Origin of the sequence: Calothrix sp. NIES-3974, assembly GCF_002368395.1 — a bacterium.
Taxonomy (GTDB): domain Bacteria; phylum Cyanobacteriota; class Cyanobacteriia; order Cyanobacteriales; family Nostocaceae; genus NIES-3974.
In genome coordinates, this window is sequence record NZ_AP018254.1 from 5,386,600 (window position 1) to 5,400,099 (window position 13,500).

A 13,500-nucleotide genomic window follows, 5' to 3' on the forward strand; every position below is an offset into this window, starting at 1 on the left:
GTGTTAGTGTGACAGTATCCACTAGATTTGCGATCGCACGTTGACTACGCCCTATTCATTCTTCTTCACATACCCCACTCTCCAATACCGAGGTTGTCTTAATTCCTCCAACCGACCCTGGGAAATCAAATACAAGGCAATCCGCGTATTTAACATTCCCTTCATCAAGTAATTACCCGGTTGGGCTTTCACCCCTTCAAAAGCATCGGTTCCTTGAAACGATAAAGTACCGCAAAACATCCTTTCCCCAGGAACGGTGACAGTAAACATTCTTTCATTTAAATGACCTCCCGGTATTTGGAATATCCCGTAAATGTGATGTTGTCCTCTCCAGGGTTTCACCACGACTCGCTCTGGATGGGTATAGCTAACTTGCGCATTTGCAGGGGTAAACCCCCAGGAAGCACACCGGGTAATTGGCGATCGCCGATTCACATAATGAAATCCCACCACAGTCAGGAAGGCGATCAAACATAAAATTACAAAAATTAATCTTTTGCGCTTGAAGGGTTTTCCTAATTCGTTGAGTATTTTCCGTAAAATCACGTTACTATTCCGAACCATTCCCACAAATCAGACGAATTAATATCAACTACATGCAGATACTTCTATTTCCGGACGTTTTTGGATCAGGCGAATGTTCCAAGGCTGGTAACTAATTAACTATTTATTCATCCGATTTTAACCAATGCTATTTGTGAAAATAGTTTTCTTTATTTCCACTGATATTTTTCTGACGACAATGAATATTCTGAAAAACCCGACTTCTAGGGACGCAACCTACATAATATTTAACGGATCAACATCAATTGTCAGACTAACACTTGGTGGACAAAGGCTACGTATGCCTTCCCAGTCAGGAATCTGGGGTAGTTCATGGGAGTTAAATTTGAGCAAAATTTGCCAACGGTAACGATTCGCCACTCTCATAATACTTGCAGGTGCAGGTCCAAGTATTTCATAGCCTGGATGACCAGCTAAAGCTGTGGCAATCATATTGGCAGTATTTTGGACTTGAATTGGGTCTAAACTACTTAAACGTAATAAAATCAATCTGCCATAGGGAGGATAATTCAGGTCGCGACGCTGTTCGAGTTCGGTGTCAATGAATGCCTGATAGTTGTGATAACCGGAGTTAGCAGCTTGTGGCATTTCCGATACCGCAGCAATCACGGGATGTTCCGTTGTATAGGTTTGCAATATGACTTTACCCGGTGTTTCGCTCCTTCCAGCCCTACCTGCAACTTGGGTCAGGGTTTGAAATGCCCTTTCGCTCGCACGATAATCACAAAGGTGGAGTAACCCATCTGCGGCAATGATTCCCACCAAAGTTACCTGCGGTAAATCCAAACCCTTGGTTAACATTTGGGTTCCCAGGAGGATATCTGCTTCCCCATTGGCAAATTGGGTTAATAAGGTTCGGTGAGAACCCTTGGTACGGGTGGTGTCACTGTCAAAGCGAATTACCCGTAACTCTGGTAAAACTTTAGCCAGTTCTTGAGCTACCCGTTGGGTTCCACTCCCAAAAAATTTGAAGTAGGGAGAGCCGCATTCCGGACAGTGGGGGGGATGTAACTGGGTAAAATTACAGTAGTGGCAACGTAATAATTTCGTCGCATCTGCATCCGTATGGTGGTAGGCTAAGGAGACATCACAGTGGGGACATTCCATCACATGACCGCAACTGCGACAGGAGACAAAGGTACTGTAACCACGGCGATGGATAAATAATATCCCCTGTTGTCCATTGGCTTGTAATTCCCGTAATCCCCGCAGGAGGGAACGACTGAAAATTGATTTATTTCCCTGTTGCAGTTCCAACCGCATATCCACCACTTCTACCGGGGGGAGGGGACGGGCATTGACCCGTTCGGGTAGGGAAAGGTAATAATATTTTTGATTCGTACCGGGCGAATTTTGACCATTGTGGACTTGCATCCAGGTTTCCAAGGCTGGAGTTGCTGACCCCAGAATCAAACGACAATTTTCCAGTTCGGCTCGCCATTGGGCTACGGTACGGGTATGGTAGGTGGGTGGGGGTGAATCCTGTTTAAAGCTACTATCGTGTTCCTCATCCAGGATAATCAGGTCGAGGTGGGGTAGGGGTGCAAAAATGGCGCTGCGAGTACCAATGACCACCAAAGCTTCCCCCGCTAACATTTCTCGCCAGGTATCATATCGTTCACCCTCGGAAAGGGCACTGTGGTAAACACGGACTTTATGACCAAAGCGAGTCCGAAATCGGTCGGTGAGTTGGGGTGTTAGTCCGATTTCGGGTACTAACACCAGGGCTGATTTACCTTGCTGTAGCACTGGGGATATGGCTTGTAAGTATACTTCGGTTTTCCCGGAGCCTGTCACCCCATGCAATAACATGGTAGCTGCACCACTGACGCTGTTAATCGTTTCCAGAGCTTGGATTTGGGCTGGAGTTAATTGTTTGGCTGGTTCTCCTCGGAAATGGGGGGAAATGGTAGCGGCTTCGTAGCGGAGTACTTCCCGTTCCTCAATCACAATATAGCCTTTATCTGCCAAACTTTTCAAACTGGAACTACTAGCACTACAAGCTTGTAGTAATTCGCTTTGCCACATTTCTCCCCCCCGTCGTCGCAATATTTCGATGATTTCCCGTTGTCGGGATGTGAGTTCGATATCATGGGGTGAACCGGTGAGGATGACGGCTTTTTGGAGTTTTGGTCGAGATAGACGGGGTGGTTGAACATAGCTCTCCACCAATCCCCATCGAGTTAGTTCCCGCACTCCCCGATAGGCTGCTTTGATTTGGCGTTGTAAATAGTTAAAACTGTATTCTTGGTTGGGGGAGTTGACCAGTAAATTCAGGATTTGTTGCGCAGTTGGTGATAAATACTGGGATTCCTGGGGTGCGATCGCACGACACAAACGAATTCGTCTTTGCGATCGCCCTAATAATCCCGGTGGTAAGGCACAGCGAATTACTTGCATTAGGGGTGTATAGTAGTAATTGGCCACCTGGTTTAATAGTTGCCAGTAGGTAGGGGGAAAAAATCCTTTACTGGCAATGTCCTCTACCTGCCGAATTTTATCGGGGGATATATCCGTTGGTGGGGTCTCTAATAATCGAATCGCCACCCCACCAACTATTTGCGCACCAAAGGGAACACTAAGAATATCCCCCGGTTCAATCTTTAAATGCTCTGGAACTTGATAGGCAAATAAACCAACCACCCCTGGACAATCCACCAATACTTCCACCCAAGCAGATTTTCTATTCTGGCTGTGATAACCTTGCTCCGGTTCAGCCACAATCAAGCCAGATTCATTCACGTCTTTGATTAACATAGGCAGATGGGTGGGAAAAATTATCTTGTGGTCAGGGAGTAGGGTTTTATTTTAACTGGATTAAGGATTAAGGAACAGGTGGCCAGGAATAGTCTTTAATCATTCTTATTTTGCTCCAAAATTTTTGCCATTAGATTTTATTCAGATTAATTGTAATTCGTAATACTTTCACCTGGAATTGGTCTTGATAGATTTCCTATACATGCGATTTGTTCAATCCATGGGAGACGAGCCAACGGTCGTCCATACTGCAATTTCGCCGTGTTTGCAATGATAATGCCATACCAACCCCTCATGGTGTATCAGCTATGGGCTTCAGTTGCGAAAGCAATCTCTAATCGGCTGGCTTTTTTCGTGAGTAAATAAATTTGACATTTTTTCCACCTAATGGTAGATATTAAACTTTTTGACTCTATGGGATGATTTAATTTGATTAATAAACTGTGTAATTATGCCTTTTACTTGTTTATAGCTGAACTGGAGTTGAAATTAACTAAAGCGAAATTACACGCATACAAAATACCAGTAAGACTATAAATATAGAAAAATTTAAGGATTTAGGTATAGGGATAGTTTATCTTGAAATTTGTTAAGTTTAACCAAGTTTGATTGAGGAGGGTTTGACATTTTTTACTAAAGGGAAAAACAATAGTGAATATATGAAGTCTAAATGTAATCGGATGATATCACCATTAAAATAAAAAGCAAGAAATTACTGAGTGCGATCGCCAATTTTCTATCGGAGTAACATTTCCCGTATTGTAACTTGAATTTAATCAGTTATTCTCCTATCCCCTAATTGGAGTTCACCGGTGCAAGATAGCCCAATCATCTTGATGGAATGGTGGGAAGTTAATTTTGGAACTGCTCTTAGATTTTAGGACTCGGCACTGTTAAATTAGAACCCAAGAACCCAAAGTGAATCGAATGAATGCAAAGGTGCAGCAATAGCAAGTCAGAAGAAAAAATGGTTGGGCGATAGCCAAGATAGGTGGTTCTGATGGGTTAACAGGGTGTGAAAGATGTAGTTTAGGGGATATTTGTTCCCAAGAAATGTTCGACGAGGAAAACGCCAATATTTAAAGTTAACGGAAACACGCAACGATTCCCGAGTGAGCCTATGAACATTGCTGAATTAGGAACAATTGACAATATGCCCGATGTGACAATTGCCAACGAGCAATCCCTCGACGGTTTAGAAGAATTGGTCATTGATGAGAACCAAATGCTATCGGTTGATAGTGAGGAACCGAACATTGATGATATGGCAGCTGCGCGGCCATCGGGATATAACAAGACTGAGCATGATGATGCAGTGGGTGCATTTTTTAAAGAGATGGCCCGTTACCCATTGCTACAACCGGAAGAAGAAGTGGAATTAGCCCGCAGGGTCAGATTTTTAGAAGAATATCGGGAATTACAACAGGTTTTAGCCAAAAAACTCGATCGTTTACCAACCAAAGCAGATATCGCTCACCATTTGGGTATAAGTGAAAAACAACTGGAAAATCGTCTATACCAGGGACGGGTAGCCAAGCGAAAAATGATTCGCTCGAATTTGCGTTTGGTGGTGTCCATTGCCAAGCGGTATTTAAACCGTGGTGTACCGTTTCTAGATTTAATCCAGGAAGGAGCAATGGGATTAAATCGAGCCACGGAGAAATTTGATCCAGACAAAGGATACAAATTTTCCACCTATGCCTATTGGTGGATACGACAGGCAATTACCCGGGCGATCGCTAACGATGCCAGAACAATTCGTTTACCGATACATATAGTAGAAAAACTTAACAAACTGAAAAAAGCCCAACGGGAACTCAAACAGCAATTGGGAAGAAATCCCAATGAGCAAGAATTGGCAGATGTTTTGGAAATACCTGCTTCCCAGTTGCGGCAATTGCAACAATTGCGTCGTCAAGCCCTGTCTTTAAACCATCGAGTGGGTAAAGAAGAAGACACCGAATTGATGGACTTACTAGAAGACGAGGACAATCAATCCCCCGAAGCACGTATGAACGAGCATATGATGCGTCAGGAGATATGGGAAGTCCTAGGAGATGTGCTGACACCCAGGGAAAAAGATGTCATCACTCTCCGCTATGGATTAACCACCAGTGAACCTTGCACCCTGGAAGAAGTGGGAAATATGTTTAACTTATCGCGGGAGCGAGTGCGACAAATTCAAAGCAAAGCAATGCGGAAATTGCGTCGTCCCCATATAGCCAAGCGTCTCAAAGGTTGGTTGATTTAGTTCGGCAAATATCGGTGATGCAAAACAAAAAACCCGGTAAACCCGGGTTTAGATCAATTTGTTTGTGCAAGTGTTAGCTTTTGCCAAAATTAATTTCCTAAACTGCGCCAATCCACCATTACGTCTTGAATGATGATCGACTTATTGTAAAGTTGCAGGATAATTAACAGGAATACAAAAAATAAACCCATAAAAACCGCCATCAGGGGAGTAGTTCCCCAACCTGGAGCGACTTTACCGTATTCCGAATTTAGAGGTCTGAGGATATCTCCCAAGCGCGTCCGTTGTGCCATAGTTCACCATTCGATTCTAAGATTATTTGCCAAAGCATTATTTAATCTCCTTCCTTAAGGATTTTATCACACAGTTGTATCTTTAGTTCCTGGATATACATTTTCCCGAAAGCAACTCCTACTCAACAAATTTGCCATCGGGTTTTCGCCAAGCCTTAAAATTTTGTAATATTGTATTCATAATACTCATAAAAAAATTGTATCCCTATGGAACCCGCAGTAGTTTTGACAATTTCTGTTGGTGCGGTGGTAGTTGCTATCACTGCTATGTCTTTGTATACTTCCTTTGGACCTCCGAGCAAGCAGTTAGATGACCCCTTTGATGATCATGATGATTAGTTGAACATCGCGGGGGAATTTTCTCCCTTGAAAGTGACTAGGGAGTCGAAGAGCTAACTTACATTGGTTTTGATGTCAACAGTTCCATGTAGACCGTTATCGAATCATTTTTTTGGTTCCAAAAGGAAAATATGGGGATATCCTCCAGTGAGGATATCTTTTTTTTGGGTGTTGGTAATCTGACGTGAATTCGACAGATACAAAGAATTCCTCTCCAAAGCTCTCTTTCTTGGGAACAGAGGTTTTGAAAAAATTGATTTTTGATTGAAAACTACGGATTTTCTGTCCCTCTAGGAAGTCACAGAGGGGTTGGGGTGAGGTTCATCGAACTCACGTTAATCTGCAAGATGAATCAAGATGGTTTCATCGGGGTTTCCAGCTTAATTCATCAGTGAATTTACCAACGCCTTTTTTAAGTAGGGAGTGTTTTTGTCGTTTTTATAGCCTGTGGAAAGTGGAAGACATGGGGTTAAAATCCCGTCACGGACCTATTCCCTACCCCCACGAAAAGAATTTTTCCCCAGACCCTATTTAGTCAACCAGACCCCCCAAGCAATTGTCATCTGGATAGCTGATTTTTGTTTGTAATAGACCGAAAATACTGGCATTGCCAAAATTTTCATTATGTAACCTCCTCACCTCGCTTTCTGGGACAATACTTCAGTAAAATAAGGTATAAAAAATCACTATTTGGTTTTCGCCAATGGAAAAATCGCGCCTACAAGCTTATATGAATTTGATTCGCGAATTATTATTGTGTCCGAGTGGGGAGGAGTGGGAGATTTTGCGAGCAAATGGGGAATTAGTAGACGCACAACTAATTGAGTTGATGGAAAAGGTGGCGATACGAGCGGAAGAAAAGGGAGCCGAGGGGACTGTTGCTTTTTTACGGGATTTAGGTAAAAGATTGGCTGCAACAATCAATCAGAATAATCAGGATGAGGATTCGGAGTCACCCTCCGATTATCTGCGTTTAGTTGAGACTTTATTGCACTGTGAGAGTGGTTTAGAGCCAGAGATATTACGTGAGCATAAAGATTTAATTGATACACGGTTAGTGATGACATTGCGGCAGGTAGCCGGGATTTTGGCAGAAATCGGAGAAGGGAATGCATCAGTGTATTTACATAGTATTGCCGACCCCTTAGCAGAAGCCTTGGAAAACGCTTCATCGGACGCGATCGCACCTGCATATTTAGATTTGTTGGGGGAACTACTACGGGTGACAGCCAATACCCAAGGGGATAAAAAGGCTGTTTATGATATCCTGAAACAGCATCTAGCATATTTGGATATGGGTTTTGTCCAGGCTTTAGATGATTGGGCAACAGCAACAATTTTTAGCTCTAAACCCCATATAGCCTATCTGATTGCCGAAGATATCGTGAATTTTAGCTTATTAGTTCTCGATTTTCCCGAAGGCGATCGCAAGTGCAATGTGGAAATTGCGATTGCTGGATTTGAATCCGCTTTACGTGCATTTAGACGCGATCGCAACCCGGAAAAATGGGCAGAAGTTCAGGTTCATATTGGGGATGCTTACCAACAAAGGTTATTGGGTGAGCGAGGGATTAATCTAGAGGTGGCGATTGAATGCTATCGTGCATCCTTGGAAATATACGAAGCCGATACCTATCCCCAGGAATGTGCCCAAATTCATAGTTTATTAAGCAATGTTTACGAAAATCGGATTCATGGGGATAAAACCGATAATCTACAAATTGCGATTGCCTATCTGCGTTCCGCATGGGAAATATTAACCCTGCTACATACAGTAGCATCAAAGAATACAGGAGACAGAATACAGGAGTAAAACAACCTGCGTGAAGTCTGGCTGATGCATATCACAAATCTGAAATCTAATTATCAAATTTAGTGAACCAGGCAATAGTAAAGTTATAGTGGATTTAGCAAAAGTATTGACTTCAAGTGGCAAGGGTGACATATTACTGCACGGGAATTGTGCTACAAGATTAAAATTAACCAGTAATACAGTTGACTTACCACTGAACAACTGACCACTAATAACCCAAGTTGCTAGTTACTCTTCGCCAGCGCGAAGCGCTGGCGTGTCGCGTCACAATTTATAATAAAATCCCCTCCAAGAAGAAAAAAACGGAGGGGAATATGTTAAACGAAATAATTACTGTTTATGCTATCACTGATGACTTACTTAAAGCAATTGGTCATCATGATGATTGCCGTAGAAATATGAGTGATGCAGAAATTATGACAACGGCACTAATTGCAGCAATGTTTTTCTATGGTAATCATAGCAAGGCTTGTTGCTACATGAAAGAGCATAATACTAGCAACTTGGGTTAATAATAAATCCATTCATCCTCTCTGGAATCCAATGACTGGCAAACACGCGCAACCGAATGCTTTTCTTCGCCTAGTATCCGGTGATGGAACAGTTGTTGGTTCGGCCAATGATTATCAGCTACCCCCAACCCAAGAGGTAGTGCTTGGACGAGACCCTAACTGTCAAGTCGTCTTGGATGCAATTAAATATCGAATGGTATCGCGTCGTCATGCTGTCATTCGTCCTCAAGGAACTTCACCCGACGGTCGGTATACTTGGCTACTATGCGATGCTAATAGTGCTAACGGTACATATCTCAATGGAATCAAATTGGAAGGTTGCCAAGAATTACAATCCGGCGATCGCATTTCCCTAGCCCATGATGGACCACAATTTTTGTTTGAGTATTCAACCGCCAAACCCAATACTTTAGGGGGAGTGGAAACTCAACTCGCACCAGCTAACTCTATTCCCCCATCAGCCTTTGCCAGCAATTCTACCCCCCTTCCCCAGTCTGACCCCATTAGTCTGACCCAACTATTTCCCATTATCTCCACAGGTAAGGATTTAACTAGTAAAGCCTATTTAATCCCCGGTATATTCACGGTGATTTTTGTGGTGTTCATGTTTGCAACTGTTGGTCAAGCCAGACCCCACCCAATTTTTAACACCAATAATATTGTCGGAACCTATATTGCTTCGGCTGCCTACTATTTTATCTATCGATTATGTGGTAAACATAAACCTTGGTGGGTAATTGTCGCTGTTGCCCTTTCAACAATTATCATCCTCAAAAGTCCCATTCTCAACCTGTTTATTTTTGTCTTCCGCGACATCCTCCCCGGTAATTTACCCAGCGATAGTCAACGTATTACCCTCACAGAACTACTAGTACGGATGTTTTTTGGGGCTGGGTTGATGGAAGAATTACTCAAGGCTATACCCATCATCGCTGTATACTTTATTGCTCGTATTCTCCCCTCCCCTTGGCGAGAACGTATTGGGGTGTGGGAACCCCTGGATGGAATTTTACTCGGTACTGCCTCTGCTGTGGGTTTTGCCTTGTTGGAAACCCTAGGACAATATGTACCCCAAATCACTCAAACAGTTGCGCAACAAGCCGGTAGCGATGCGGGACAGTTAGTTGGCTTACAATTGCTGATTCCCCGTATTCTGGGTTTAGTGGCTGGACATATGGCCTATAGTGGGTATCTGGGTTATTTTATTGGTTTAGCTGTACTGAAGCCGAGTTATGGTCCCTTTATTCTCCTAATTGGCTATTTTACCGCCTCTGCCCTCCATGCCCTATGGAATGTTACGGGATATTACAATGCCTTGTTATTAATCTTTGTTGGGGTGATTACCTATGCATTTTTTATGGCCGCAATTCTGAAAGCGCGCGCTCTTTCACCTAATCGTGCTCAAAATTTTGCCACCAGGTTTTTAGAAAGGTAAAAGACTTTTTCCACAGACCCTAACTACAAAGTGTAGGTAAAATCCTCGATTAACATCCCTGGAACCACACTTCCTCCCAGATGTCTTCCCTCATAGGTTCCCACTTCCGGGATAAATTCTTGAAAATCAGTTAAATCCAGCAAATTCTCCCCCCAAAAGCGATAAAGGGTATCATCAAAGCGCAAATCCTCAATTGGTGCAACTATTTCTCCCCCAGACACCCAAAAACAAGCATACCGGGTCATTCCCGTAATCCGTCCCGCATGGAGGTCACTCCAGTTTAAATAATGCAGGTTGGATACGTATAAACCCGTATCTAGCCGAGATAATATTTCCGATGACGATAAACTTCCTGGAGCTATTTCCAAAGCTCTGAGGGACTCAGAACTATTAGCACCATTGGCGACTTTGTCATATTCCTTAGCGGTGCGAGAATTGATTAAAGTATTTACTAATACACCATTGGCAAATACTGGTAACTGGACATCAGTCATTTCACCAAATTCATTGAAGCGAGGAACAAGTCCCCGTTGAAAATTCTCCATTAAAGTAAATTTTGGAGAAAGGGTTTTTTCGTGACGAGCTAGGGGAGTGAGGGAACTATTACCCTGTTGGATATCCGCTTCGCTAATTCCTCCCCAGGATAACATCGCTGCTAAATCCGCGATCGCAGCTGGTGCAAAGTAGGTGCGGTATTGTCCTTTGGGGATTGATTTCACTGGACGGGAGAGAAGTTGTAGTTGTTGTTTTGCAGCTTGAATTTGATTAGTAAATTGCTCTAGATCCCAATTACTTCCAGCAACAAAACCCTTGACGGCTTTCCCATCCGAATTAAACAGGGAATAATCTAAGGTAAAAGTGTCGGTGGCAAACCAGTGTCGTTGACCACAGGAATCCCCATAGGCTTTAATAACTGCACCTCCAGCATAAATACCAGTAAAATCTAAGCCGGAGACAGGTGTGAGTATGGTTGCTGCTAAATCATCGCTGGTGAGCAAGTTACCTTGATTCACTTCCCGACTCTGATTATTTCCAGTTGGTAAAACCACATAGGGATCAGCAGGTAGGGTGGGTAATTCTTGCTGTAATTCCTGCAAGGCAATTTCTGCTTGTTGCCAATCCTGGTGAAAATCACCTGTAAAGGGAAATTGACGATAAGCGCTACGGGAATCATTTATTAAGGTTAATTGTACCCATCCATCTGCTACCGACCCAGTTTGTCGAACTTGAGCATGGTTAAATCGGGTAAATTGACTACGTTCCCCATTTAATTTCAGTGTAAATTCTGCTAGGGATGGTTTGTGGGTTTGTAGTTTCTCAGCTAGCTGATTGAAACTGGTTTCTAAATTCGATAAATCGTTGGGGTTCATTTTGGATTTTGGATTTTGGATTGGGAATATAAGGAAAACAGGAGGATTAGGGATTTGATACAAATTTGTCAACAGAATGGAACAGATAAATTTTGTTTGTAGAGACGTAGCAACGCTACGTCTCATATCCTGGATATATCGCCAACATTTTTGCAATCGGTATTGGATTTTGGATGGGGAATATAAGGAATGGGGAAATTGGAGGATTGGGGATTTGATACAAATTTGTTAACACAATGGAACAGATAAATTTTGTTTGTAGAGACGTAGCAACGCTACGTCTCATATCCTGGATATATCGCCAACATTTTTGCAATCGGTATTGGATTTTGGATGGGGAATATAAGGAATGGGGAAATTGGAGGATTGGGGATTTGATACAAATTTGTTAACACAATGGAACAGATAAATTTTGTTTGTAGAGACGTAGCAACGCTACGTCTCATATCCTGGATATATCGCCAACATTTTTGCAATCGGTATTGGATTTTGGATGGGGAATATAAGGCAATACGGTTCAGTTAGAGCCGAAAATTTGGAAATTCCTAGGCTGGGTTGAAGAACCTAAATCCTTCGGGGAGACCGAATACAGAAGGGGAATGGAGAAACCAAAGGATTTTGCTGAAAATCCCGGATTCTGTCTTCCTCAAAACCAATCAACCACCTCCAAAAACTTCCACATTCCCAATCACACAAGTCGGGGAACCATGACCGACCCAAATAGCTTGATTTGGTTCACCTTTACCACAAAAGGGAGTACCATACATTTGCCAAGTTGACTGACCACCGACCTTAAGTAAATTTTGCCAAAATTCCGGTGTCGTTGCGCGATAATTGGGATTACGCAGGGTTTTCGTTAATTTACCATTTTCGATGAATTTACCGTATTCACAACCAAATTGGAATTTATAACGACGGTCATCAATTGACCAGGAGCGATTCGATTCCATATACACCCCATACTCAATATCGGCAATTATGTCTTCAAAACTTCCTTGACCCGGTTCCAAATTCAGATTCGCCATCCGGTCGATGGGGGGACGATTCCAAGAACATGCTCGCGCACAAGCGACACCAGGAACACCCGAACGAGCTTGACTTTCTAAACTTCCCAAACCCCTTTTTAATACACCTTCTTGAATCAAATATTCCCGCTTGGCTGTTGCTCCTGTATCATCAAATCCATAGCTAGCAATCTCCCCGGTCACGGTGGGGTCAAAGGTAATATTCATTAAGGGTGAACCATAAACTAGGTTGCCAAAATCCTCCAACTTGACAAAACTTCCTCCAGCATAATTACGTTCATCCCCTAAAATCCGGTCAATTTCCAAGGGATGACCCACACTTTCATGGATTTGTAACATCATTTGGTCTGGGGCTAATACCAAATTAGTGCGGGTATGGGGACATTCATCCGCAGTTAATAATTCCACTGCCTGTTGACCGATTTGCTCGACTCGTTGCCATTGATTCACATCTGGAAACAGTTCCATCCCCCCTTGATAGGAATGGGCTTGCCAACCGTTACTGGTTCGTTGTTGGGTAATTAATCCATCTTGGGCTGTCGCACCGTAATAGGAGCTAATCAGGAGGAATTTTTGATATACTTGGGAACCGTTGGAACTAATAAACCAGGTTTCGCGATCGCTGGTGACTAATTCGGCTGCTGTTTGGACTATTTTATCACTAACTTTCAGGTGTTGACAGATTTTGATGAGATGGTCATTGATTTCCCCGGCACTGAGACTATCAAAGTTATCTCGATAGGGGGAAATGTATTCTCCCACCACCTGGGGACGGGTCTGTTGGGGAAAAAATTTATGGATGTATAAATTTTTAACACTGATTGCCTGTTGATAGGCTTTTTTAATTGCTGTTTCTAGGGCTTGTGGTGTACAGGAATTAGTCGCAGCATAGCCGATGCTGCCATCGACAATTACCTCAACCATTGCCCCCATTGTGGAGCTTTTACCGTTGATTTGGGGAATCCCATCACGGACAAATCGAGTTGTTGTTGATTCTTTCACCGCTCGAATGCCAACCCAATCAAGTGGTAGCAATTCTACATTTGCGATCGCTTGTTTTAGTTCAGACCACATAGAACCCATGACGTGTGTTTGGAGAAAAAGTAATAGACTGCTGAAAGTATGAAAGTCATACCTCGTC

At 43.0% G+C, this 13,500-nt stretch carries 9 protein-coding genes and 1 pseudogene; 5 read left to right on the plus strand and 5 right to left on the minus strand.

The window, feature by feature from the left end; translation table 11 throughout:
- Window positions 1-51 precede the first annotated feature (51 nt).
- Both CDC37_RS21430 and priA read right to left on the minus strand, forming a co-directional pair.
- Complete coding sequence (locus CDC37_RS21430) at window positions 52-564, minus strand: hypothetical protein (RefSeq protein WP_231943144.1); 513 nt, start codon at window positions 562-564, stop codon at window positions 52-54.
- Window positions 565-780: 216 nt separating this feature from the next.
- A complete protein-coding gene (priA, locus tag CDC37_RS21435) occupies window positions 781-3,321 on the minus strand; it encodes a primosomal protein N' (protein WP_096624941.1) in 2,541 nt (846 codons plus the stop codon).
- A gap of 1,120 nt (window positions 3,322-4,441) precedes the next feature.
- On the opposite strand from priA, the gene CDC37_RS21440 reads away from it, so the two are divergent.
- Window positions 4,442-5,572, plus strand: a complete 1,131-nt coding sequence (locus CDC37_RS21440) for an RpoD/SigA family RNA polymerase sigma factor (protein WP_096624943.1) — start codon at window positions 4,442-4,444, stop codon at window positions 5,570-5,572.
- Between the two features lie 89 nt (window positions 5,573-5,661).
- On the opposite strand, the gene psbH is transcribed toward CDC37_RS21440, so the two are convergent.
- Entirely contained in the window at window positions 5,662-5,865 is a 204-nt protein-coding gene (psbH, locus tag CDC37_RS21445) for a photosystem II reaction center phosphoprotein PsbH (protein ID WP_096624945.1), read from the minus strand.
- Window positions 5,866-6,072: 207 nt separating this feature from the next.
- Between psbH and psbN the strand changes: the two genes are divergently transcribed.
- The 4 genes and pseudogenes from psbN (at window position 6,073) to CDC37_RS21465 (ending at window position 9,964) form a co-directional block, all read left to right on the plus strand.
- Window positions 6,073-6,204 carry a photosystem II reaction center protein PsbN gene (gene psbN, locus CDC37_RS21450; protein WP_096624947.1) on the plus strand — a complete coding sequence of 44 codons (132 nt, stop codon included), beginning with the start codon at window positions 6,073-6,075 and terminating at the stop codon, window positions 6,202-6,204.
- Between the two features lie 703 nt (window positions 6,205-6,907).
- On the plus strand, window positions 6,908-8,017 hold the full coding sequence (locus tag CDC37_RS21455) for a hypothetical protein (protein ID WP_157780812.1): 1,110 nt from the start codon (window positions 6,908-6,910) through the stop codon (window positions 8,015-8,017).
- A 314-nt stretch (window positions 8,018-8,331) separates the two neighbouring features.
- Window positions 8,332-8,508: pseudogene (locus tag CDC37_RS21460) on the plus strand (IS982 family transposase); the annotation flags it as partial.
- Between the two features lie 52 nt (window positions 8,509-8,560).
- A complete protein-coding gene (locus CDC37_RS21465; RefSeq protein ID WP_096624953.1) occupies window positions 8,561-9,964 on the plus strand; it encodes a PrsW family glutamic-type intramembrane protease in 1,404 nt (467 codons plus the stop codon).
- A gap of 23 nt (window positions 9,965-9,987) precedes the next feature.
- On the opposite strand, the gene CDC37_RS21470 is transcribed toward CDC37_RS21465, so the two are convergent.
- Both CDC37_RS21470 and CDC37_RS21475 read right to left on the minus strand, forming a co-directional pair.
- Window positions 9,988-11,334 (minus strand): metallopeptidase TldD-related protein, encoded by a 1,347-nt coding sequence (locus tag CDC37_RS21470; protein ID WP_096624955.1) that lies wholly within the window; start codon window positions 11,332-11,334, stop codon window positions 9,988-9,990.
- 656 nt (window positions 11,335-11,990) lie between these two features.
- Window positions 11,991-13,433 carry a TldD/PmbA family protein gene (locus CDC37_RS21475; RefSeq protein ID WP_096626516.1) on the minus strand — a complete coding sequence of 481 codons (1,443 nt, stop codon included), beginning with the start codon at window positions 13,431-13,433 and terminating at the stop codon, window positions 11,991-11,993.
- Window positions 13,434-13,500: the final 67 nt, after the last annotated feature.

Coding starts and splice junctions, on each gene's coding strand:
- CDC37_RS21430 (WP_231943144.1), bottom strand. CDS start 564: ATGGTTCGGAATAGTAACGTGATTTTACGGAAAATACTCAACGAATTA.
- priA (WP_096624941.1), bottom strand. CDS start 3,321: ATGTTAATCAAAGACGTGAATGAATCTGGCTTGATTGTGGCTGAACCG.
- CDC37_RS21440 (WP_096624943.1), top strand. CDS start 4,442: ATGAACATTGCTGAATTAGGAACAATTGACAATATGCCCGATGTGACA.
- psbH (WP_096624945.1), bottom strand. CDS start 5,865: ATGGCACAACGGACGCGCTTGGGAGATATCCTCAGACCTCTAAATTCG.
- psbN (WP_096624947.1), top strand. CDS start 6,073: ATGGAACCCGCAGTAGTTTTGACAATTTCTGTTGGTGCGGTGGTAGTT.
- CDC37_RS21455 (WP_157780812.1), top strand. CDS start 6,908: ATGGAAAAATCGCGCCTACAAGCTTATATGAATTTGATTCGCGAATTA.
- CDC37_RS21465 (WP_096624953.1), top strand. CDS start 8,561: ATGACTGGCAAACACGCGCAACCGAATGCTTTTCTTCGCCTAGTATCC.
- CDC37_RS21470 (WP_096624955.1), bottom strand. CDS start 11,334: ATGAACCCCAACGATTTATCGAATTTAGAAACCAGTTTCAATCAGCTA.
- CDC37_RS21475 (WP_096626516.1), bottom strand. CDS start 13,433: ATGTGGTCTGAACTAAAACAAGCGATCGCAAATGTAGAATTGCTACCA.